The sequence below is a fragment of the Lactiplantibacillus sp. YT640 genome (genome assembly GCF_049745435.1).
GTDB lineage: Bacteria > Bacillota > Bacilli > Lactobacillales > Lactobacillaceae > Lactiplantibacillus > Lactiplantibacillus plantarum.
This window is the reverse complement of record NZ_JBMNVY010000005.1, coordinates 39,452-58,505: the sequence shown is the minus strand read 5'-3', so window position 1 is coordinate 58,505 and position 19,054 is coordinate 39,452. Positions and strand designations below refer to the sequence as shown.

At 44.7% G+C, this 19,054-nt stretch carries 24 protein-coding genes; 21 read left to right on the top strand and 3 right to left on the bottom strand.

Annotation, left to right across the window (positions count from 1 at the left end):
- Positions 1-91 precede the first annotated feature (91 nt).
- The 13 genes from ACOV1R_RS05325 (at position 92) to ACOV1R_RS05265 (ending at position 8,953) form a co-directional block, all read left to right on the top strand.
- Positions 92-661 (top strand): sugar O-acetyltransferase, encoded by a 570-nt coding sequence (locus ACOV1R_RS05325; RefSeq protein ID WP_003644841.1) that lies wholly within the window; start codon positions 92-94, stop codon positions 659-661.
- A gap of 71 nt (positions 662-732) precedes the next feature.
- Positions 733-1,176: a universal stress protein gene (locus tag ACOV1R_RS05320; RefSeq protein WP_003642165.1), complete on the top strand. Its 444-nt coding sequence runs from the start codon at positions 733-735 to the stop codon at positions 1,174-1,176.
- 255 nt (positions 1,177-1,431) lie between these two features.
- The gene (locus ACOV1R_RS05315; protein ID WP_003644840.1) at positions 1,432-1,653 is read left to right on the top strand and encodes an AbrB/MazE/SpoVT family DNA-binding domain-containing protein; all 222 of its coding nucleotides are present in this window, start codon (positions 1,432-1,434) and stop codon (positions 1,651-1,653) included.
- A 439-nt stretch (positions 1,654-2,092) separates the two neighbouring features.
- Positions 2,093-2,950 (top strand): SDR family oxidoreductase, encoded by an 858-nt coding sequence (locus ACOV1R_RS05310; RefSeq protein WP_054519041.1) that lies wholly within the window; start codon positions 2,093-2,095, stop codon positions 2,948-2,950.
- A gap of 20 nt (positions 2,951-2,970) precedes the next feature.
- Positions 2,971-4,011 (top strand): zinc-dependent alcohol dehydrogenase family protein, encoded by a 1,041-nt coding sequence (locus tag ACOV1R_RS05305; RefSeq protein WP_003644838.1) that lies wholly within the window; start codon positions 2,971-2,973, stop codon positions 4,009-4,011.
- 9 nt (positions 4,012-4,020) lie between these two features.
- A complete protein-coding gene (locus ACOV1R_RS05300) occupies positions 4,021-4,617 on the top strand; it encodes an NAD(P)H-binding protein (protein WP_003644837.1) in 597 nt (198 codons plus the stop codon).
- Between the two features lie 180 nt (positions 4,618-4,797).
- Positions 4,798-5,676 carry a LysR family transcriptional regulator gene (locus tag ACOV1R_RS05295; protein ID WP_054519040.1) on the top strand — a complete coding sequence of 293 codons (879 nt, stop codon included), beginning with the start codon at positions 4,798-4,800 and terminating at the stop codon, positions 5,674-5,676.
- Positions 5,677-5,735: 59 nt separating this feature from the next.
- On the top strand, positions 5,736-6,140 hold the full coding sequence (locus tag ACOV1R_RS05290; RefSeq protein ID WP_016527292.1) for a nuclear transport factor 2 family protein: 405 nt from the start codon (positions 5,736-5,738) through the stop codon (positions 6,138-6,140).
- Between the two features lie 555 nt (positions 6,141-6,695).
- Positions 6,696-7,334: a histidine phosphatase family protein gene (locus ACOV1R_RS05285; protein WP_015640883.1), complete on the top strand. Its 639-nt coding sequence runs from the start codon at positions 6,696-6,698 to the stop codon at positions 7,332-7,334.
- A 94-nt stretch (positions 7,335-7,428) separates the two neighbouring features.
- A complete protein-coding gene (locus ACOV1R_RS05280; RefSeq protein ID WP_003642142.1) occupies positions 7,429-7,734 on the top strand; it encodes a hypothetical protein in 306 nt (101 codons plus the stop codon).
- 34 nt (positions 7,735-7,768) lie between these two features.
- Positions 7,769-8,020 carry a hypothetical protein gene (locus ACOV1R_RS05275; protein ID WP_003644834.1) on the top strand — a complete coding sequence of 84 codons (252 nt, stop codon included), beginning with the start codon at positions 7,769-7,771 and terminating at the stop codon, positions 8,018-8,020.
- Complete coding sequence (locus ACOV1R_RS05270; RefSeq protein WP_003644833.1) at positions 8,017-8,514, top strand: GNAT family N-acetyltransferase; 498 nt, start codon at positions 8,017-8,019, stop codon at positions 8,512-8,514. The genes ACOV1R_RS05275 and ACOV1R_RS05270 overlap by 4 nt, the downstream gene beginning before the upstream one ends.
- Positions 8,486-8,953 carry a hypothetical protein gene (locus ACOV1R_RS05265; protein ID WP_003644832.1) on the top strand — a complete coding sequence of 156 codons (468 nt, stop codon included), beginning with the start codon at positions 8,486-8,488 and terminating at the stop codon, positions 8,951-8,953. Before ACOV1R_RS05270 ends, ACOV1R_RS05265 begins: the two co-directional genes overlap by 29 nt.
- A gap of 319 nt (positions 8,954-9,272) precedes the next feature.
- On the opposite strand, the gene lepB is transcribed toward ACOV1R_RS05265, so the two are convergent.
- Positions 9,273-9,890 carry a signal peptidase I gene (gene lepB / locus ACOV1R_RS05260; RefSeq protein ID WP_003642138.1) on the bottom strand — a complete coding sequence of 206 codons (618 nt, stop codon included), beginning with the start codon at positions 9,888-9,890 and terminating at the stop codon, positions 9,273-9,275.
- A gap of 192 nt (positions 9,891-10,082) precedes the next feature.
- On the opposite strand from lepB, the gene ACOV1R_RS05255 reads away from it, so the two are divergent.
- Both ACOV1R_RS05255 and ACOV1R_RS05250 read left to right on the top strand, forming a co-directional pair.
- Positions 10,083-10,703 (top strand): sugar O-acetyltransferase, encoded by a 621-nt coding sequence (locus ACOV1R_RS05255; protein WP_003644763.1) that lies wholly within the window; start codon positions 10,083-10,085, stop codon positions 10,701-10,703.
- A gap of 138 nt (positions 10,704-10,841) precedes the next feature.
- Positions 10,842-11,492, top strand: a complete 651-nt coding sequence (locus ACOV1R_RS05250) for an endonuclease III domain-containing protein (protein WP_003642136.1) — start codon at positions 10,842-10,844, stop codon at positions 11,490-11,492.
- Between the two features lie 178 nt (positions 11,493-11,670).
- On the opposite strand, the gene ACOV1R_RS05245 is transcribed toward ACOV1R_RS05250, so the two are convergent.
- Entirely contained in the window at positions 11,671-11,823 is a 153-nt protein-coding gene (locus tag ACOV1R_RS05245) for a hypothetical protein (RefSeq protein WP_003642135.1), read from the bottom strand.
- 171 nt (positions 11,824-11,994) lie between these two features.
- Here ACOV1R_RS05245 and ACOV1R_RS05240 point away from each other — a divergent pair, with 171 nt between their 5' ends.
- The 3 genes from ACOV1R_RS05240 to ACOV1R_RS05230 all read left to right on the top strand — a co-directional run bounded on the left by ACOV1R_RS05240 (position 11,995) and on the right by ACOV1R_RS05230 (position 16,624).
- Positions 11,995-12,696 carry an ABC transporter ATP-binding protein gene (locus ACOV1R_RS05240; RefSeq protein WP_003644830.1) on the top strand — a complete coding sequence of 234 codons (702 nt, stop codon included), beginning with the start codon at positions 11,995-11,997 and terminating at the stop codon, positions 12,694-12,696.
- Entirely contained in the window at positions 12,690-15,281 is a 2,592-nt protein-coding gene (locus ACOV1R_RS05235) for an ABC transporter permease (RefSeq protein WP_217203083.1), read from the top strand. The genes ACOV1R_RS05240 and ACOV1R_RS05235 overlap by 7 nt, the downstream gene beginning before the upstream one ends.
- An 80-nt stretch (positions 15,282-15,361) precedes the next feature.
- Entirely contained in the window at positions 15,362-16,624 is a 1,263-nt protein-coding gene (locus ACOV1R_RS05230) for an ArgE/DapE family deacylase (RefSeq protein ID WP_003644828.1), read from the top strand.
- Positions 16,625-16,795: 171 nt separating this feature from the next.
- On the opposite strand, the gene ACOV1R_RS05225 is transcribed toward ACOV1R_RS05230, so the two are convergent.
- A complete protein-coding gene (locus ACOV1R_RS05225) occupies positions 16,796-17,230 on the bottom strand; it encodes a MerR family transcriptional regulator (protein ID WP_003644827.1) in 435 nt (144 codons plus the stop codon).
- A 172-nt stretch (positions 17,231-17,402) separates the two neighbouring features.
- On the opposite strand from ACOV1R_RS05225, the gene ACOV1R_RS05220 reads away from it, so the two are divergent.
- Genes ACOV1R_RS05220 through ACOV1R_RS05210 form a run of 3 tightly spaced genes read left to right on the top strand, consistent with a single transcriptional unit; the run spans position 17,403 to position 18,912 of the window.
- Positions 17,403-17,801 (top strand): cupin domain-containing protein, encoded by a 399-nt coding sequence (locus ACOV1R_RS05220; RefSeq protein WP_003644760.1) that lies wholly within the window; start codon positions 17,403-17,405, stop codon positions 17,799-17,801.
- Positions 17,802-17,834: 33 nt separating this feature from the next.
- Positions 17,835-18,155, top strand: coding sequence for a carboxymuconolactone decarboxylase family protein (locus tag ACOV1R_RS05215; protein WP_003644826.1), 321 nt, complete (start codon positions 17,835-17,837; stop codon positions 18,153-18,155).
- A 13-nt stretch (positions 18,156-18,168) separates the two neighbouring features.
- Positions 18,169-18,912: an SDR family oxidoreductase gene (locus ACOV1R_RS05210; RefSeq protein ID WP_015380803.1), complete on the top strand. Its 744-nt coding sequence runs from the start codon at positions 18,169-18,171 to the stop codon at positions 18,910-18,912.
- The last annotated feature ends 142 nt before the right edge of the window (positions 18,913-19,054 follow it).

Genomic DNA, 19,054 nt, shown 5'->3' with positions numbered 1-19,054 from the left:
CACTACTTTCAATAGGTTTATTTAAACCATCATACAGCAATTTTGAATGGTGTGGTATGCTTAAAGTATCATACTTAAAAGGAAGTTAAACATGGAAATCGATAATGACCCAGCGTATCAACAAATGATTAATGGTGAATTGTACTTAGAATCACCAATCCTACAGCAACGTCGGCGAGACGTGCGGACGAAGTTAATGCAATATAATCAGATTGCTGACAATGATGACCGGAATACTAAGATGAAAAGCCTCCTACGTTCAGCCGGTGACCGGTTCTTCGTTGAACCGACCTTTGAATTCAGTTATGGCGTCAACATCCGTATCGGCAATCATTTTTATGCGAACCATGGGGTCACGTTATGTGATGAAGGACTCATTACGATCGGTAATGATTGCAAATTCGGTCCTAAAGTTGGCTTGTACACGCCTGCTCATCCATTAGATCCAACTGTGCGGCGGACTGAAGCGGAACGGACTGCACCGATTACGATTGGTAATGATGTTTGGATTGGTGGTAGTGCCGTGATCTTACCCGGAGTGACGTTGGGCAATAACGTGATTGTGGGTGCCGGGGCTGTCGTAACGCATTCGTTTCCAGATAACGTCATTGTAGTCGGTAATCCGGCGCGTGTCTTGAAACAAAATGCACCGCAGTCATAATTGACAATTATGCTCAAATTGATGAAAATAAGGGTGTAGTCAGATTATCAGAGAATGGGGAGTGGAGCCATATGTCAGAGATGAGTCCTAAGGAATTTAAGCACATCTTAGTCGGCGTTGATGATTCGGATGACGCGCAGTTAGCGTTTCGGTATGCCATTAACCGGGCCAAGAGTGACGGTGCTAAGTTAACCATCGTTTCAATTTTGGAACAGGATAATATGAACGTGTATGAAGCAATGAGCAAAGATTTTGTTCATGGCCAACGCAAGGATTTGGAAGAACACGTCCAGCAGTATCAGAAGTTGGCCCGTGACTTCGGGGTGACGGATGTTAACGCGGTCGTTGATGAAGGTGACCCTGGTGAAACCATCGTGAAGACGGTGATTCCAGCGTTGAAGCCTGACTTACTAGTCATTGGCTCAGTTGCCAAGCATGGTGTTCGTAAATACTTCGGTTCGCAAGCCGCATATATGGCAAAACATGCACCGATTTCAGTACTGGTGATTCGGTAGTGATAAGATGAATTTTGATTGATCAGGCCTTCCGGTTATGGAGGGCTTTTTTTGTTGTGTCTTGAGTATCATTTTCCGGCGATGGTGTTGATGATGAATAATAGTGGTTGTGTCTTGAATACCGTTGTTATCAAAGCAGTGTTCATTTGAGCAAATCAGATGTTTGCTAGCTTCTATGACTTCGTGGTAAAGTGACCGTGACATGTCGTTGGGATTAACTGAAAATTAAGTTGTGATGGAAAGGTGTGCTGATAGATGGAAGTGAGTATTCGTAAGATTGGCAATGCTCAGGGAATCATTTTTCCCAATGAACTGAGCCTTGAAGTAGGGGCACGTTATAGAATTGAGCAAAGTGGTCCGGCACTGATTATGACACCAATCAATTCGGAACTTTTTGCTAATCCAGATGATTGGGTGGGTTTTCGTGACAGTATCTCCCAAGCAGACCGTGAATGGGACCAGTTAGCTGACTCCTAAAATGGTTAGTGACAGGCAATTATAGTGTTAGTTACTTAAAGCGCATCAGTTTTTTGATGGTACTAGTATTCTGATGATGTTAAATAGGATTGTTCAGTAGGGCGCTGGGCAATCCTTTTTTATTGAAGCGACTCTTTTTGAGGGATTGTTTTAACAAAGAGTAAAGGAGGTTAAGTATAACGGATAAAAAATAGTCATTGCACCACACGTTAGTGGCGACAGTACAAAGAGGACGGCGGCTTACATTTGATTTTTACAAAAAACAATTAGAGATACAATTAATATCAGAAAACCAGGTCTAGCGGTGGCCGATTTCCTGATATTGCTTTTCATAAGTAAAACTTATCAATGTGGGCTGAATTTGAAATTGGTCTAAAAGACGTTTGCTTGTAAGATATGACTTGTAAGTTAAGGTGAATCAAAACAAGTAAAGAGGTCAATGAATATGAATAACGAAGTAATTGTGCTTTTCGGTGCCGGCTCAATTGGTGAAGCAATTGTTCGACGTGTTGCTGCCGGTAGAAATTTATTGTTGGCAGACTATAATGAAGCAAAATTAGTTGAAATGAAACAACACTTGACGGAAGCTGGATTTAACGTTAAGACCATCCAAGCGGATCTTTCATCACGGGAATCTATTAAGACAGTGGTTGCTAAGGCACAATCGCTTGGTAAGATTATGGGATTGGTCAACGCGGCTGGCGTTTCACCATCCCAAGCGAGCCCAGAGCAAGTGCTCAAAGTGGACCTTTACGGGACTGCCGTTTTGTTAGAAGAATTTGGTCAAGTCATGGCTCCCGGTAGTGCGGGAATCGTCATTTCGTCCCAATCAGGACACCGATTACCCGCCTTATCACAAGCAGATAATCAAGCCTTGGCTATGACACCGACTGAAGAATTATTGGATTTACCAATTTTACAACCGGACGTGATCAAGGATTCATTGGCGGCTTATCAATATGCGAAACGAACCAATGTTTTACGGGTCGCTGCCGAATCGGTTAAGTGGCAAGCTCGCAGTGCACGGATCAACACGATCAGCCCCGGTATTATCATGACACCATTAGCCGTTGACGAATTGAACGGGCCGCGTGGTGCGGGTTACAAAAAGATGTTCGAGTCAATGGTTACGAAGCGTCCAGGAACACCCGATGAAATTGCCAATTTGGCGGAACTCTTAATGGATCGCCGTGGTGCCTTTATCACAGGGAGTGATTTCTTGGTTGATGGCGGAATTACCGTACAATATTGGTATGGTAATGTTTCAGAAGTTCGTAACAATGGCGTCCAGAAATAGAATTTTAAGGAGAGTTTATTATGAAAGCAGCAACTTTTATTGAACCAGGAAAAGTCGAAGTTAAAGAATACGACAAACCAACTATTCAAAAGCCAACCGATGCAATTATTCGGGTGCTCCGGGCCTGTGTATGTGGGTCGGATTTGTGGTGGTTCCGCGGGATTTCACAACGCCAAGCAGGTTCAACCGTTGGTCATGAAGCAATTGGAATTGTTGAATCTGTTGGTTCAGCCGTTAAAGATGTACAAGCAGGCGATTTCGTGATTGCGCCGTTCACCCATGGTTGTGGGCACTGTGCCGCTTGCTTAGCCGGTTTTGATGGGGATTGCTTAAACCAAGAAGCTGGCGGTAACGGTGGCTATCAAGGTGAATACTTACGCTTTACCAATGCAAACTGGGCGTTAGTTAAGATTCCTGGGCAACCCGAAGATTATTCTGACGACATGCTGAACAACTTTTTAGCCTTAGCTGACGTGATGGCAACGGGTTTCCACGCCGCAACTAGCGCAGAAGTCAAAAAGGATGATACCGTTGTTGTGATGGGTGATGGTGCCGTTGGTTTGAGCGGGGTTCTTTCCGCAAAATTGCTTGGCGCTAAGCGGATCATCGCAATGAGTCGCCATGAAGATCGGCAAAAGTTAGCAAAAGCATTTGGCGCCACGGACATTATCGCTGAACGTGGTGATGAAGCAGTTGCCAAAGTGATGGCTTTGACCGAAACTGGGGCTGACGCGGTACTTGAATGTGTAGGTACTGAACAATCCGTTGACACAGCAGTCAAAGTCGGCCGTCCTGGTGCGGTTGTTGGTCGCGTTGGGGTCCCACAAAAGGCTGAAATGAATACCAATAATCTTTTTTGGAAGAACATTGGCTTACGTGGTGGGATTGCTGCTGTAACGACGGATGACAAGCAAGTTTTGTTAGATGCTGTTTTGACGGGGAAAATTCAGCCCGGCCAAGTCTTTACGAAACGGTTTATGTTAGATGATATTCAAGCTGCGTACGAAGCAATGGACCAACGGACGGCGATTAAGTCATTGGTCATTGTCAGTGATAAATAGGAGGAAAATATGAAGAAAGTTTTAATTATTGGTGCAACGGGGACTATTGGCGGTGTAGTTCGACAAACGCTTTTGAATGAAACCGATAATCAGTTAACGTTGTTTGCTAGAAGTGCCAATCGATTAAAGACTAGTGAGCGTGAAAGTGTTATCGCTGGCGATGTTACTAAAGATAGTGACTTAGACAAGGCGATTGCAGGACAAGACGTTGTTTTTGTTGCCTTGAGTGGTTCTTTAGGTCGCTTTGCCCAAAAAATTGTTGCGGCAATGGACCGGAATAAGGTTTCACGATTGCTGTTTATTACTTCAATGGGTATTTATGATGAAATTCCCGCTTCGGTTGGTGCTAGTGGAAATTTAAGTAGTAATCCAATGCTACGCACTTATCGGGAAGCCGCCGATGTTGTTGAAGCTTCTGATTTGAACTACACCCTGATTCGTCCGGGCTGGTTTACTGGTGGTCCTGTTGATTATGAAATCACGAAAAAAGGCGAACCATTTGGTGGGCATGATGTCTCAATCAATTCAATTGCGGATTTTGTCAAGAATGCGATTGTCGATAATGATTATTATGCACATGATAGTGTTGGACTAAATGCAAAATAATATTCAAAAGGTCATTGGCTAGATTGCTAGTGGCTTTTTTCGTTTATAAGCATGGTAGGGAATCGGTTCAGGTTCTGCTGCAAAACATTTCTCAAATTGTTGATTAAGGTTATACTAATTAAAATAATATGACAAATTTGAACATTCAAAGATAATTTTGTAAAGGTTGAGGTGCCATTAATGTTTCAACAGATGCAGTATTTTATCGCAATCGTTAATAATCATAGTTTTACTCAAGCGGCCGTGGACTGCCACATTTCGCAGTCAGCGATTTCTCAGCAAATGAAGGAGCTAGAAAGTCAACTTGGTGTGAAGTTATTGAATCGGAAAGGACGCAGCTTTGAAGTTACTGAAGCGGGTCAATACTTTTATAGTCATAGTCAGGATATTTTGGTGGATGTGGACCAACTTATAAAGAAAACCATCAAAATTGAAAAGAATGATGAGGTCGAGTTGCGGGTTGGCTATTTAAGAAGTTTTGGGACTGCCGAGTTTTTACAAACTGTTTCGAAGTTTACTCAGGAGTTTCCTAAAGTGAAAATCAAAATTAGTAGTGGCACGCACGAAGAACTCTATGAATTATTACAGACAGGAAAAATTGATTTGAATTTTTCTGATCAACGGCGGGCCTTATCCAATGAATATCAAAATGAATTTTTGACCGCTAGTGAGTTTATGGTTGCCGTTAACAATTCGTTGCCAGTTGAGGCACAAAAAATCGACGTTGCTGACTTAGTGGATATTCCTTGTATTTTGATCATTGATGGCAATCAGCAAGTCTCAGAAAAGGAGTACTATCGCAATGTTTTAGGTGTCAAAAGTGAGTTTGTGATTGCTAAAAGCTATGACGAGGCACAAATGTTGATCGCGTCTAATCAGGGGTATTTGATCATCAATCAGCGGATGAGAACACAATTAGATAAAGATATTGTTAAAATAATTTCCTTGGTTAAAGGGGACCGAAAATTGATTCAGAACTATTACGCTTATTGGCAAGCTAATAATTCAGGTTATTATATCGAAACTTTTGCTGAATTATTGAAACAAACCTTTGCATAATTTTTACTTATGAATGACCCTTGATTTCTGAATGGTTTTGGCATAGAAAAGTTGGTATCATGCTTGATGTAAATAAAGAAAGCGTGGTAAGAATGACGGATAAAGAAATAATTATTAAATTGTATCGTGATGAAAATATTGCTATGGTTCAGAAAAACCTCAGTCGGTTAAATGAAATTTTGGCACCAACTATGAAGTTAACCCACATGACGGGGTATGTGCAGTCTAAATTAGAGTGGATTGACCAAATTCAAAATGAAGAAATGCAATATTTTGCTTCAAAAGAAGATACCATCAAAGCTATTCAAATTGAAGGTAACCGGGCAAGTTTAATTGGTCAGAACCAAGTTCAGGCAAGAATTTGGGGTGGGGGTACGCATACTTGGCGGTTGCAGATGCAGATGTTTTATGAGAAGAAGAATGGTGATTGGGTCATTAGTGCGCAGAAAGCCAGTACCTACTAAAGCGACTAGTGATTAGTGGTCAGTAAAACGGACGCATTAGGAAAATAGTATTTGTTGGCTTGGCTAGACTGTCAACTAAAGGCAACACGCCTGTGCTTTGTGACAATTCCTGAATAGAATATATTAAGCGAACCATAATACCTTTAATTTCTGATGACTGTGGCATATAACAATTATGGTGATTAAGACCAATGTTCGATATTATACATCTAACGCTACTAATGAAGAGAAATACACAATGATGGTGTTAAGCTTACCATCAAAAGACGTGTGGTGACTTGATGAGTATTCAGCATGGCGATTTTCGCTAATTCTCGGTTAGCCAAAATGAACGAGCTGTTGCCGCACAATAATTAAGGTCGGGATAAGGATGCACATCTGATTCTTATCCTGATTTTTTGTTTGCCAGCTATATGTTTTAAAATGATAGTTGTTTCATTCTTGATTACAATTCTACTCAAATTCATATTAAACAAGTCCTAGAGTCCGTTTGTCCGGCCAAGTTTTTATGCTAAAATAGTTGAATAATCTAAAAAAACTAACGGAGAATTAACCATGAAATCAATCACCTTACACTTAGTCGTTGCTGGAGCAACGTACTTTAATCAACTTGACCGGTTCCAGGGTTGGAGCGGCACGCCGTTGACGGCGACTGGCGAGCAGGCGACGGCCAAGGTTGCGCAGCAGTTGGCGTCGACAACGTTTGATACCGCCTTCGCTAGTGATACGAGTCGGGCGATTCAGACTGCGCGCATTATCTTAGACTCACGAGCACAACCCGTTAAGTTACGAACGGTAGTCGCGTTACGTGCGCCATTCTATGGCGGTTTTGAAGGAACTGAACGCGCGGCGGTTTGGTCAGGGTTTGCGACTAAGTTGGGTTATCAGAGCGTGGCCGCTTTTGCTGCGGATCAGACCCCCAGTGAGTTACAGACATTGTTGCACGATCACGATGCGGATGGATTGGCGGAAAGTGGCCAGGAGTTCTGGGATCGCTATCAGAAGGGGCTACAACAGGTTATGACGGCAACGCCTGATCATGGTCAGGTCTTGTTGGTTGTGGACGGCGCAACGTTGCGAATGATGCATTACGTCGCAACTGGTCGTGCGGCAACGAGACAGGCATTGGCACCAAGTGTGGTGACAACGATGGTTTACACTGGGGATAAGTTGATTGTACCGGTCACGGAATAAGTTATCCACTGTGGACAACTAGCGGCTTGCGGTTTATACAAAAGTGCGCTACTGTGAAAATTGAGTTTAAAAATTTTAACGAGGAGCTTTTAAAATGCAAGTTAATGTTATTACGAGTACGGTGGCCGGCCAAGAGACGGTCGCAACTGCGGATGTGCAAGCTTTCATGGCCGCCATGGAAAAACAATTGGGCGCAGATTTCAACTTCACGTTAGATACAGATTATGGTCAGAGTTTGACGGACCATAGCGCGGACGTTTACCTAGTTTATTTTGGCTCCCAAGCGAACTTATCCCCAGAACAACGGTCCCAAATGATCATCTTCTATTCCGATGAAGATGTGGCTAACTTAACAATCGGACGTTTTGTGGATATGCTACAACAGTTAAACAAGCAGTAGGCACTGCGTTAATCACAAGTTAGGAAGTGGCCCCATGCAATTACTGATTTTAGGTGTTATTGCAATTGTTATCTTTATCTTAGAAGAGTACCTGTTTACGGCTAGTCGCTACTTTTGGGTCGGCGGTATCGTTCCGGTTTTATGGACGGTTTTTTTGGCGTACCTTGTCGTGGTCAATGCCATGAACTTAACGGTGCGCGAGTATGCTTTAGCAATTATTGCGGTCATCATTCCTTATGTTTGTTGGGGTAACGGCTATCAGCGGCATCAAAGGCGGCAGTCATGAAAATCCAACCCCTAGCGGCAGCTCAAATTCCACGGGATTTACTGTTATTAGCCGATCCATCTTGGGCACAGGTCACAGCGTACTTATCGACAGGCCAATGTTATGGTTATCAACAAAATGGACAAGTGGTGGGTGTTGTCGTGTTGACAACGTTCAAAACAGGGGTGTGGGAAGTTAAAAATATTGCGGTGGCGCCCGCCTATCAACATCGCGGCATTGCTAAGGCCCTACTAGCAACGGCGATTGCGGTCTGCCAAGCAGCGCCAACCTGTGATGAACTGCAAATTGGCACTGGTAATTCATCGTTGCGGCAACTAGCGATTTATCAACACGCTGGTTTTGAGATGATTGCGGTGTGGGTCAACTTTTTTGTGGATAACTATCCAGACCCGATCTATGAAGCTGGCTTGCAGTGTAAAAGTATGGTGCGATTGAGTATGTCAACAACCGGGGAGGTGGCACAACGTGTGGAAAACGAGTCATTTACTAATTAGTTGGTTTTACGGTGCAATCGCCGTCTTCATTATCATGTTTTTTACGGCCCGTCAGGAAGTCAATCGGATCGTGTTAGAATTTAATCCGTTCGTCATTTACAGTATTATTTGTGCGCTCGTGCTGTTTCCAATTGTGAAGTATCGTTGGCCGCGGGTGTTTCAAGTCTGGCGTAAACAACCCAAGGAAACACCGTCAACGCGACCAGACGATGAGCAAATCATTCAGGACTCTGGCCGACCATGGTCAGTAGCAGCCAAGCGGACAAAGCCCAAACCCGTTCCAACCGCATTAACGCCACAAGTCGAGGCTAAGAGTGACTTCATGGATGGTTTTATCAACTTCTTTAAGAATATTTTGATGGCAGTGATTTTGGTTCCTTTAAGCCCGATTATTTGTGGGTATTTTGGGGTCCGGGATTGGCGTCAGCGCCAAAAGTAGTCGAAACTGATAATCTGTTCAGGAAACTGATCAAATGAGTGGAAGACTTATGCAGATACTGTTGATAACGACATTGAGTTATCAACTGTGGATAAAAGTCTGGTTAACGAAAAAAACGAATCAACAAGTTGTTCATAACTTTGTTGATTCGTTTTTTTTGTTAGTTTTGAAAATGATTGATGTATTGTTGCCGATTCTGCCTAATGACGCCAATGATCTTACATCGGCAATAAATGAGGACAATGTAAATACAAACGAGTCATTTGTATAATAAAAAAGCAAGTCGCAGTTAACGACTTGCTGATAAGGTGTTCAAATCTTAAGGTTGGTAGTTATTAATATATTGTTTGCGGTTCTGCCATGGCCATGCTTTGACGACCCCAATCATCTTGCTCTTAGGAACGAGCCCCCAGTAACGGCCATCGTTAGAAACGCTCCGGTGATCACCAAGGACAAAGTAGTAACCCTTCGGCACCGTATTGTTGGTCACGGACTTGGCCCAGCCTTGATCATGGCTCAAACTATTGAGTGTCCAACCAGTGAACTTGCTGTGACTATTAGCCATGAAGGACCCAGTCGTCTGTTGATACTTATTTTTGAGATAGGTTTGCTTGACTAATTTGTTGTTCACGTAAAGTTTACCGGAACTTGTGTAGCGGACCGTATCCCCAGGCATCCCAATGACCCGCTTAACATAAACGGCGTTTTTGTCGGTTTGGTTCGGATCGAGTCCGTAGGCGTTGAAGACGACGACAGAACCTGCTTTGATTTTGCTAGTCTTAAAAGCTACGACGCGTTCGTTATTTTGTAAATTCGGTTGCATCGAAGTCCCATCGACTTTGACCATAGTAAACCAGAACTGACGAATCAGTAAGGCGATGATCAAGCCAATCGCAATCGGGACCACCCAGCTCATAATGCTTTTAAATGTTTTCAATGGTTAAAACTCCCTTAATTGTGTGTATACCTCTCATTATAAACGATAATGATTTTTTCGCAGTATAAAAAAGCTTAAAAGTTCAACGATACTCAAAATGGGGGCGGTTGCTTTCGAGAATGCGTGTTCATGGTGATAATTGCGTGCTATGCTGGTGAAAGTAAAATGCGATTGATGGGAGGAACTGGGAGTATGAAAACACAGAAAGAACGAATGCTGGCGGGTGAGTTGTACGTTGCTGATGATCCAGAATTAGGACGTGAAAATCATCGTGCCAAACGGTTAGTACGGGAATTTAATCAAACAACCGAAGCCCAACCAGAAGAACGGCAACGATTGTTAACGGCAATGTTCAACAAAATTGGTGACGGGGGCTATATCGAACCGCCATTTCATACCGACTATGGAAGCAACACGACAATTGGCAAGCACTTTTACGCCAATTACGATGCGATTTTTATTGATGTGGGTCGGATTACGATTGGGGACAACGTCTTTATGGGGCCGCGGGTCGGCTTATATACGGCGGGTCACCCCATTGACGCCGCCATTCGTGCTGAACAACTCGAATATGGTTGGCCAATTACGATTGGACACGATGTTTGGTTTGGGGGCAACGTGGTCGTTAATCCGGGTGTCACGATTGGGAGTAATGTCGTGATTGGGTCTGGTTCCGTGGTTACTCATGATATCCCGGATAACGTGGTTGCGGTCGGCAATCCTTGCCATGTCTTACGAGAAATCACCACCGCTGACCATGAATATTGGGCTCGGCAACGGGCCGCCTATTTTGCTGATCGTGATGATGATTGATAGAAATTAATTGTACTGTGTTCATGTCATTAAAGTTTGGATTAGAAATAAGGCCGCGATATTTTTAATAATAGACATTACACCCCCTCAGCCTTAAAATTAACTTAGAAACAGGATAAGAAAGAGGCGGTAAGTGCAATGCTAAAAGATGATCAGATCGTGTGGGCAATTCACCAAATGGAAGCAGACATCGGACCAGTGGGACCTTCCCTGGACTCGCGGACGCCGTTTCAGTATTTGATTTCAGTAATTCTGAGCGCTCAGGCGACCGACGTCTCGGTTAACAAGGTGACGCCGGTACTGTTTGAGAAGTATCCAGAACCAAAGGACTTGATGGCTGCCGATGTTGCGGATGTGGAAGCAATTATCAAGAGCGTCGGATTATTTCATAATAAGGCTCGCAACATCATTAAAACGGCGCGCATTGTCCATGAAGAATTAGCCGATGTCGTGCCTACCGATCGTAAAGGCATCATGGCGTTACCAGGTGCGGGCCGCAAAACTGCCAACGTGGTATTGAGTGACGTTTTTGAACAACCGACGTTTGCTGTCGATACACACGTCTCGGCAATCTCGAAACGCTTGCACTTTGTCGCTCAGACCGCGACGCCGTTACAAGTTGAACAAAAAATCGTGAGTGTGTTGGCACCGGCAGAATTACATCAAGCCCATCACACGATGATTGAATATGGGCGGAAGTATTCGATGAAGTTGACGCCAGACAAAGAAGTTTGTCAATTGATCATTGACTGTGACAAGTTGAATGAGGAAAATGAAGCGTTGATCTAGTAGCGTGGGGCGACAGCGAGCATATTTTAGCCATTGGTAGAACTGCCTGTAAGTCTTGCTAGACGTGTAATCAAAGCCAGGTTACGCTAAACAACCTCTTTTCCGACAGGCCGAAGTTGGCTGCCCTTGATCTTAACTGGCAGTCCTATTTTTAACATAATACGTACTGACGCGAGCATTAAGACGAGTGGTGGTCTTGATGTTCGCGTTTTTTAGTTTGTTCACGGTCGTGTTTTTCGATGCGTCTGAAAAATAGGCTATTCAGAAAGTAAGTAAAACCGAACATAAAAACAATTAGCATTAAAACAGTCGCAATGGCTTGGGCAATCATAGTTGGACCTCCTCGGATAACGGGTGATAACACTGGAATTATCAGTGTCAGTGACTGTTGTCATTGTACGGGCAATGCGAGGCAAAATGCAAGCGGTGGCTTAAATGCTAACCGTGAATCTTGAAAATACGGTATGATAATAGTAACCGATTACATATAGGAGGCTAAATTATGGCATACATCGAAGTGCAGCAGGCAACGCGCCAGTTTAAAAATGGTGAGCAGGTCACCGTTGCTAATCGTGATATTTCATTTGAAGTTGACCAGGGTGCGGTCGTTGTGATTTTAGGTCCGAGTGGTGCGGGTAAGTCCACGTTACTCAATATTTTAGGTGGCATGGACAGCCCTACGAGCGGCCGTGTGCTGGTGGATGGTGTGGACATTGCGCAATTTAACTCACGGCAATTAACGACCTATCGTCGGCAAGCGGTCGGGTTCGTTTTTCAATTCTACAACCTGGTTCCGAACTTGACGGCGCGTGAAAACGTCGAGTTGGCGTCGCAAATCACCAAGGACGCACGCGACGTTGATGAGACGTTGGCCTTGGTAGGACTGACGCACCGGGCAGATAACTTTCCAGCCCAGTTGTCCGGTGGTGAACAACAGCGGGTCGCAATTGCGCGGGCAGTTGCGAAGAATCCCAAATTATTACTCTGTGATGAACCCACTGGCGCGCTCGACTATCAGACGGGGAAGCAAGTCTTACAGGTGATTCAAGATGCGGCTAAGCAGACGCAGACAACGGTCATCATTGTGACGCATAATAGTGCGATTGCGCAGCTGGGTGACCAAGTCATTCGTATCAATGATGCTCAAGTGCAGTCGGTTGAGCATAATGCTCATCCAACGCCTTTGGCTGAGATTGAATGGTAGGTGCAGCGATGACAGCAGCTTATTTTAAAACAATTATGCGTGAGATTTGGTCGTCGAAAGCCCGTTTTGCTTCAATATTACTGATCATTTTCTTAGGGGTTGCTTTTTATACGGGAATTCGGGCGACCGGTCCGGATATGTCACAGGCAGCTAATGATTATTATGCGAAGCAAAAGCTGGCGACCAATAGTGTCCAGTCGACAATGGGGCTGACTAAGGCCGATACACGAGTACTGAATCAACACCGCTCACAGCTCACTTACCAAGCGACACGCTACGCTGATGTTAATCAGTTGAACAATAGTCAAGTCGTGCGGGTGATGGCGTTACCGACAACCCAACGACTGAATCGGTTACGGATCGTTAAGGGACGGTTACCGCGGCATGCCAATGAGATCGTGTTAGACGCGCAAGCACAGCGATTGCAGCCGAAGCTAAAAGTCGGTTCAACGTATCGAATTAGCAGTACGGCTAAGCGCAATGCACAGTTCACGCGGCGAACATTCAAGGTCGTGGGGTTTGTCAATTCACCAACGTATGTTGAAAATACGAATCGTGGTGTCACCAACATTGGTAAAGGGACTTTGGACTACTTGGTCTATGTCCGTCCGCAGGTGATTAAGTCCAGTGTGATAACGCGCATTGACGTGCAATTCAAAAATTTGCGGGGCGTCACCCCCTACACGGCGAAGTATCGGCGCTTGAATCGCGAGAACACCGCGCAACTCAAACGCTGGTTAAAACCACAAGCGCGTAAGCGGCAGCAGGCATTACAAGCCCAGGCCCAGGCTAAGCTGAAACCATTGCGGCAGGCGACCCAGCAACTTGCTAGTCAAGTGCCAGCGGGAACGGCACAACTAGTCAAGTTACAAAGCCAATTAAAACGCGCGCAGGCCCAGGTCGCGGCCATCACAATGCCGACTTATTTGTACACTGACCGTACGGATAATCCGGGTTACACAGAATATCACGAAAATACGCAACGAGTCGTGGCACTGTCGACTGTCTTTCCGCTGTTCTTTATTGCGATTGCCGCGTTAATTTGTCTAACGACGATGACGCGGATGGTTGAAGAATTGCGGCTACAGATGGGGACGTTAAAGGCCCTCGGGTATACGAATACCGCGGTCGGTAGCGAGTTTATGATTTATGGTGGTTTAGCCGCGCTGATTGGGACCGCGCTAGGTGTCCTGTTCGGCGTCAATTTTTTCCCGCGGTTTATCGCGCAGGCCTATGGTAGTATGTATAATTTGCCCGCAATCAACGTTCAATACATTTGGATGGACATTGGTATCGCCTTAGCCATTGCGTTGTTGTGCACGTTGGGGACGGCACTGGTCGTGCTCCGCGTGGATTTAAACAGTTTACCCGCGCAACTCTTACAGCCACGAGCACCTAAGGCCGGTAAGACTTTGCTATTAGAACGCTGGCAATGGCTATGGCATCGGCTGAGTTTTAATCATAAAATCACACTTCGTAATCTATTTCGGTATAAGCAACGGTTGCTGATGACCGTGCTCGGTATTGCGGGCTGCATGGCAATGATGATTACGGGGTTTGGCTTAAAGGATTCCATTGGTGATATTAGCGTCAAGCAATTTAACGAATTGTGGCACTACGATGCAGTGGTGACGCGTAGTGGGAACGAAACGGACCAACAACGGCAAGCACTTAGTCGTGGTCAACTTTACCAGGCTAGTTTGAAATTACAGGCCAAGCAGGTGACGGTCAAACAGTCCGGGGTAGCAGAACAGACGGCTACGCTCGGTATCCCAGCACCCCACCAATCGCTAAGCAAGTTCGTGGTATTACGGCACCGACAAAGTCATCAGGCCATTCATATCGGTAATCGCGGTGCGGTCATCGATGAAAAATTAGCTAAGTTATATGGCGTTCATGCGGGCGATGATTTAACAATCAAGTTGGCCGGGCAAACCACCAAGCGGATTCACATCAGTGCGGTGGCTGAAAATTACGTCAATCACTTTATCTATATGAATCCGACTTATTATCGACGTGTCTTCAAGCAGGCACCAGTATATAACACGAACTATGTCCGGTTTAAGCAGGCAACGAAAAAGCAAGAAAATGCTTATGCGGATCGGCTATTGAAACAGGCGGGGGTTCAGAACGTGACACTGATGAGTACAGAGAAAGCCACTAATTTTAAAATGCTGGATAGCATGAACTTAGTCGTATTGATCTTTGTCATCTCGGCGGGGGCACTAGCGCTAGTAGTGCTCTATAACTTAACGAATATTAATGTTTCTGAACGGATCCGGGAATTGTCGACAATCAAAGTGTTGGGCTTTTACGATGGTGAAGTGACGATGTATATTTTCCGTGAAAATCTGATATTGACGGTTTTAGGCATTATTGCCGGTTGTTTCTTGGGCAACTGGTTGCACGCATATATCTTGCAAACGGCTGAAACGAACGCGTTAATGTTTTCACCAACGATTCATCCGTTGAGTTACGTTTACGCGGCATTATTGACCCTGGCCTTTAGTTTATTAGTCATGGGAATGATGCATCGTAAGTTAAAGCGAGTCAATATGCTGGATGCACTGAAATCTGTCGATTAAACGTGTCTGACAACGGCCAACGGTAGCCGAAGTGGTATAATTAAATTGATTGGAACAGTTTAATTAAGGATGACTAGGGGATGAATGGCATGGCAGAAACGGCACAGTTAGAAGCTGCTGTACAGGCATTAAGCGATATTGTAAAAATGAATACGGTAAATAACCATGAGCAATTGGTGGCGGATTATTTGGTCACACTTTTAAAGCAACATGGTATTGAAGCACAATCAATCGAGTACGCTCCCGGGCGGGTGAACTTGGTGGCCGAAATTGGTGATGGTCACGGTCCAGTCGTCGCGTTGGATGGTCATGAAGATACGGTGGCGTTGGGTGATGCAGATAAATGGCACACGGACCCGTTGGCAGCAACTATCAAAGATAATCGGTTGTATGGTCGCGGTGTGACGGACATGAAGGCTGGACTAATGGCTGAAGTTTTCGCGATGATTGCATTGCACGATCAAGACGTCCCACTCCATGGCACGGTGCGGTTACTCGCAACTGTGGGAGAAGAAGTCGACCATTTAGGTGCTGAACAATTGACGGAACTCGGTTACGCCGATGATATTCAAACGTTGATCTGTGCGGAACCAAGCGGTGCGGACAAACAGCTTTTACTGACCAAGTCGATTCAAGCCATGTTAGGTGTTGACGACGATACGGCGCAACGGATGGCGGATGCGAATCCGACGACCGAACAACACTTCATCGAATTAGCGCATAAGGGTTCACTGACTTATACGATTAAAGCGCAAGGGGTGGCGGCCCACAGTTCGATGCCAGCGATTGGTCAAAACGCCATCGATATGTTGATGACTTACTATCAGAAACAAACCGCCTATTTTGACAGTTTCAAGACTATCGTTAATCCCGTATTGGGCCCAACCGTACCTGTCGTGACGTTAATTAGTGGTGGCGAACAGGTCAACACCGTCCCAGCCAGTGCCGAAATGTCAGTAAAAATTCGGACGATTCCAGAATTACGGAATGACCGCTTGATTAATGATTTGGAAGCCATCATTGCTGAATGCAATGCGGATGGTGCCAATCTAACGATGGACATCGCAAGTTCGTTCTACCCAGTGCATACGCCGGAAGATAGCCAGTTGGTCCAGTTGGCGAAGAAGGTTGGGGAACAAGTCTTACAACAGCGGCTCCCGTACTTTGGTGCTCCTGGTGGGACGGACGCATCGTCTTATATTGTAAAGAGTCCTGATATGCAAGTGATCGTCTTCGGACCCGGCAATATTACAGCGCACCAAGTTAATGAATATGTTGATTTGGATATGTATGGGCGCTTCATCGAGATTTATCAAAAAATGATTACGGAATTGCTGGCTTAACGGAAACGTTAATAATCGTGAATTAAATTATGCTGGAAAAGGTTTCAAAAAAAGTAATAGTCGTTTCAAGAATTGATTCTTGAAATGACTATTACTTTTTTGAGCAAGGCGACTGAACCTCGGTGTATCTAACTTAATAATGATTGTGGTGACGGTTGTGCGTTATTCAGGTTATTCGTGATGCCCAAACCGTTGCAAGTAACTCGAAAAATCTTCGTGATCCTGGGTAATACCAGCTTCCTTTTCTTCATACCAATTAATTTTGTCGTTGAGAATCTGTAGATGATGCTGGACTTCGTTGAACTGGACGAGAAAGTCTTCTTTAACGTGCTTGAGCAGTGCTAATCGCTTGGGAATCGTGTCGTCGCCGGCTGCGCGCCAGGTAACGTATTGCTGCAATTCGCTAATACTCATACCCGTTCCTTTAAGATGTAATAAGAATTTGACCCAGTTAATATCGGCAGTCTCATAATAGCGCCGGCCATTGTCTAAGCGATGTGGTTCAATCAAGCCCGCTTTTTCGTAGTAGCGTAGTGTGGGGGCGCTGAGACCAACGGCTTTAGCGAAGTCACCGATTGAATAACGTTCTGTAGTAGTCCTTACCAATTTTAAAATTCTCCTTATTCTAACTTTTATTTGAAGTAACTTTAGCAATAACAATACCACGAAATCCTATTTTAGCAAGTTTAAACTTTATTGTTGACTTAAAGTGTACTTTAAGTTGTAAGCTGTATTCATCAATCAGTTAGCAAGCAAATAATTAAGGAGTGTTTTTAATATGACAACAACTAATAATAGCGGCCTATTTGGATTAGGTGTAAAGAATGAGGCCTACCAACAATACTTTATCGGTCAAAGTTACCTGAATGCCTTAGCCGGTGATGAGCAGGTCGACGTGAATGTTTCCAACGTGACGTTTGAACCCGGCTGTCGGAATAATTGGCATATCCATCATAACGGATACCAAATCTTATTGGTGACGAGTGGTGAAGGTTGGTATCAAGAGGCTGGTAAGCCAGCCCAGTTATTACATCCCGGCGACGTGGTCACAATTCATCCTGGTGTGAAGCATTGGCATGGTGCAACAAAGGATAGTTGGTTTGCCCACATCGCGATTACTAAGGGAACTAGCGAATGGCTCGAACCAGTTGACGATGAAGCGTACGCAAAATTATAAAAGTTAAAGCAGTTATTGAAGGAGGAAACTAATATGACAGTTAAACAAACCGCAGGACGCGACAATTTAGGCAAATTAGCACCACAATTTGCCGCGTTAAATGATGATGTGTTATTTGGTGAAGTCTGGTCACGCGAAAGCGCACTAAGTTTACATGATCGGAGCATGATTACGATTGCATGCTTAATGACTAGTGGTGATTTTCCACAATTAAAGGCGCATTTTAAGATGGGCAAGGATCATGGTATCTCAAAGGATGAAGCCGTTGAAATCGTTACCCACTTGGCTTTCTATGCGGGGTGGCCTAAGGCGTGGTCAGCACTGGCGCTGATTAAAGAAGTTTACGGTGAATAGGAGGAATAGTTAGATGACAGTTAAAAACAAAGTCGTTGTGATTACGGGGGCCTCGTCCGGAATTGGGGCGACGACCGCTAAGCAATTAGCCAGTAATGGTGCTAAAGTCGTATTGGGCGCACGGCGTGAAGAACGCCTGGCCGCTTTAGTTGATGAAATCAAGGCAGCCGGTGGACAAGCGGCCTATCAGGTGACGGATGTAACGAAGTCGGCCGATGTACAAGCACTGGTTAAGCTAGCGCAAACGCAATTCGGTGGGCTTGACGTGATTTTCAATAATGCTGGGATTATGCCGACATCGCCAATCAGTGCCTTGCACACGGATGAATGGGACCAGATGATTGATATTAACATCAAAGGCGTCTTGAACGGGGTGGCAGCGGTCATGCCAATCTTTACCGCTCAAAAATCGGGTCAGATTATTACGACATCGTCAGTGGCTGGGATTAAGTCCTTTGCTGGCTCCGGCGTGTACGGTGCTACGAAGTTTGCGGTTCGTAATTTGATGGAAGTCATTCGGATGGAAAGTGCCCAAGAAGGTACCAATATTCGAACGGTCAGCTTATATCCAGCGGCCATCAATACGGAATTATTGCACACGATTACGGATAAGACGGCCAAACAGAATATGACTGATTTTTATCAACAAGTGGGAATCAGTCCAGCAGCCGTTGCGAACGTGGTTAACTTTGCCATTGACCAACCAGAAGATGTTAACGTTAATGAATTTACGATTTATCCGACGAAGCAGGCTTAACTTGATTTAGCTGTTGTTAACGGTTGTTTGAGCTAGTTGCCGATAAGTCGAAAATGTGAATTCAAAAAATACAAGCACCCGGTCTAGCGCATAATGGCGTTGCTAGACCGGGTGCTTGCTGTTGTTATATTGTATTAATAAT

What these genes read in the sequence shown, in the direction of transcription:
- ACOV1R_RS05300 (WP_003644837.1), top strand. Translation starts at nt 4,021, where the DNA reads ATGAAGAAAGTTTTAATTATTGGTGCAACGGGGACTATTGGCGGTGTA.
- ACOV1R_RS05305 (WP_003644838.1), top strand. Translation starts at nt 2,971, where the DNA reads ATGAAAGCAGCAACTTTTATTGAACCAGGAAAAGTCGAAGTTAAAGAA.
- ACOV1R_RS05255 (WP_003644763.1), top strand. Translation starts at nt 10,083, where the DNA reads ATGAAAACACAGAAAGAACGAATGCTGGCGGGTGAGTTGTACGTTGCT.
- ACOV1R_RS05215 (WP_003644826.1), top strand. Translation starts at nt 17,835, where the DNA reads ATGACAGTTAAACAAACCGCAGGACGCGACAATTTAGGCAAATTAGCA.
- ACOV1R_RS05290 (WP_016527292.1), top strand. Translation starts at nt 5,736, where the DNA reads ATGCTTGATGTAAATAAAGAAAGCGTGGTAAGAATGACGGATAAAGAA.
- ACOV1R_RS05275 (WP_003644834.1), top strand. Translation starts at nt 7,769, where the DNA reads ATGCAATTACTGATTTTAGGTGTTATTGCAATTGTTATCTTTATCTTA.
- ACOV1R_RS05245 (WP_003642135.1), bottom strand. Translation starts at nt 11,823, where the DNA reads ATGATTGCCCAAGCCATTGCGACTGTTTTAATGCTAATTGTTTTTATG.
- ACOV1R_RS05325 (WP_003644841.1), top strand. Translation starts at nt 92, where the DNA reads ATGGAAATCGATAATGACCCAGCGTATCAACAAATGATTAATGGTGAA.
- ACOV1R_RS05315 (WP_003644840.1), top strand. Translation starts at nt 1,432, where the DNA reads ATGGAAGTGAGTATTCGTAAGATTGGCAATGCTCAGGGAATCATTTTT.
- ACOV1R_RS05210 (WP_015380803.1), top strand. Translation starts at nt 18,169, where the DNA reads ATGACAGTTAAAAACAAAGTCGTTGTGATTACGGGGGCCTCGTCCGGA.
- ACOV1R_RS05250 (WP_003642136.1), top strand. Translation starts at nt 10,842, where the DNA reads ATGCTAAAAGATGATCAGATCGTGTGGGCAATTCACCAAATGGAAGCA.
- ACOV1R_RS05295 (WP_054519040.1), top strand. Translation starts at nt 4,798, where the DNA reads ATGTTTCAACAGATGCAGTATTTTATCGCAATCGTTAATAATCATAGT.
- ACOV1R_RS05280 (WP_003642142.1), top strand. Translation starts at nt 7,429, where the DNA reads ATGCAAGTTAATGTTATTACGAGTACGGTGGCCGGCCAAGAGACGGTC.
- ACOV1R_RS05220 (WP_003644760.1), top strand. Translation starts at nt 17,403, where the DNA reads ATGACAACAACTAATAATAGCGGCCTATTTGGATTAGGTGTAAAGAAT.
- ACOV1R_RS05240 (WP_003644830.1), top strand. Translation starts at nt 11,995, where the DNA reads ATGGCATACATCGAAGTGCAGCAGGCAACGCGCCAGTTTAAAAATGGT.
- ACOV1R_RS05285 (WP_015640883.1), top strand. Translation starts at nt 6,696, where the DNA reads ATGAAATCAATCACCTTACACTTAGTCGTTGCTGGAGCAACGTACTTT.
- ACOV1R_RS05310 (WP_054519041.1), top strand. Translation starts at nt 2,093, where the DNA reads ATGAATATGAATAACGAAGTAATTGTGCTTTTCGGTGCCGGCTCAATT.
- ACOV1R_RS05235 (WP_217203083.1), top strand. Translation starts at nt 12,690, where the DNA reads ATGGTAGGTGCAGCGATGACAGCAGCTTATTTTAAAACAATTATGCGT.
- ACOV1R_RS05320 (WP_003642165.1), top strand. Translation starts at nt 733, where the DNA reads ATGTCAGAGATGAGTCCTAAGGAATTTAAGCACATCTTAGTCGGCGTT.
- ACOV1R_RS05230 (WP_003644828.1), top strand. Translation starts at nt 15,362, where the DNA reads ATGAATGGCATGGCAGAAACGGCACAGTTAGAAGCTGCTGTACAGGCA.
- ACOV1R_RS05270 (WP_003644833.1), top strand. Translation starts at nt 8,017, where the DNA reads ATGAAAATCCAACCCCTAGCGGCAGCTCAAATTCCACGGGATTTACTG.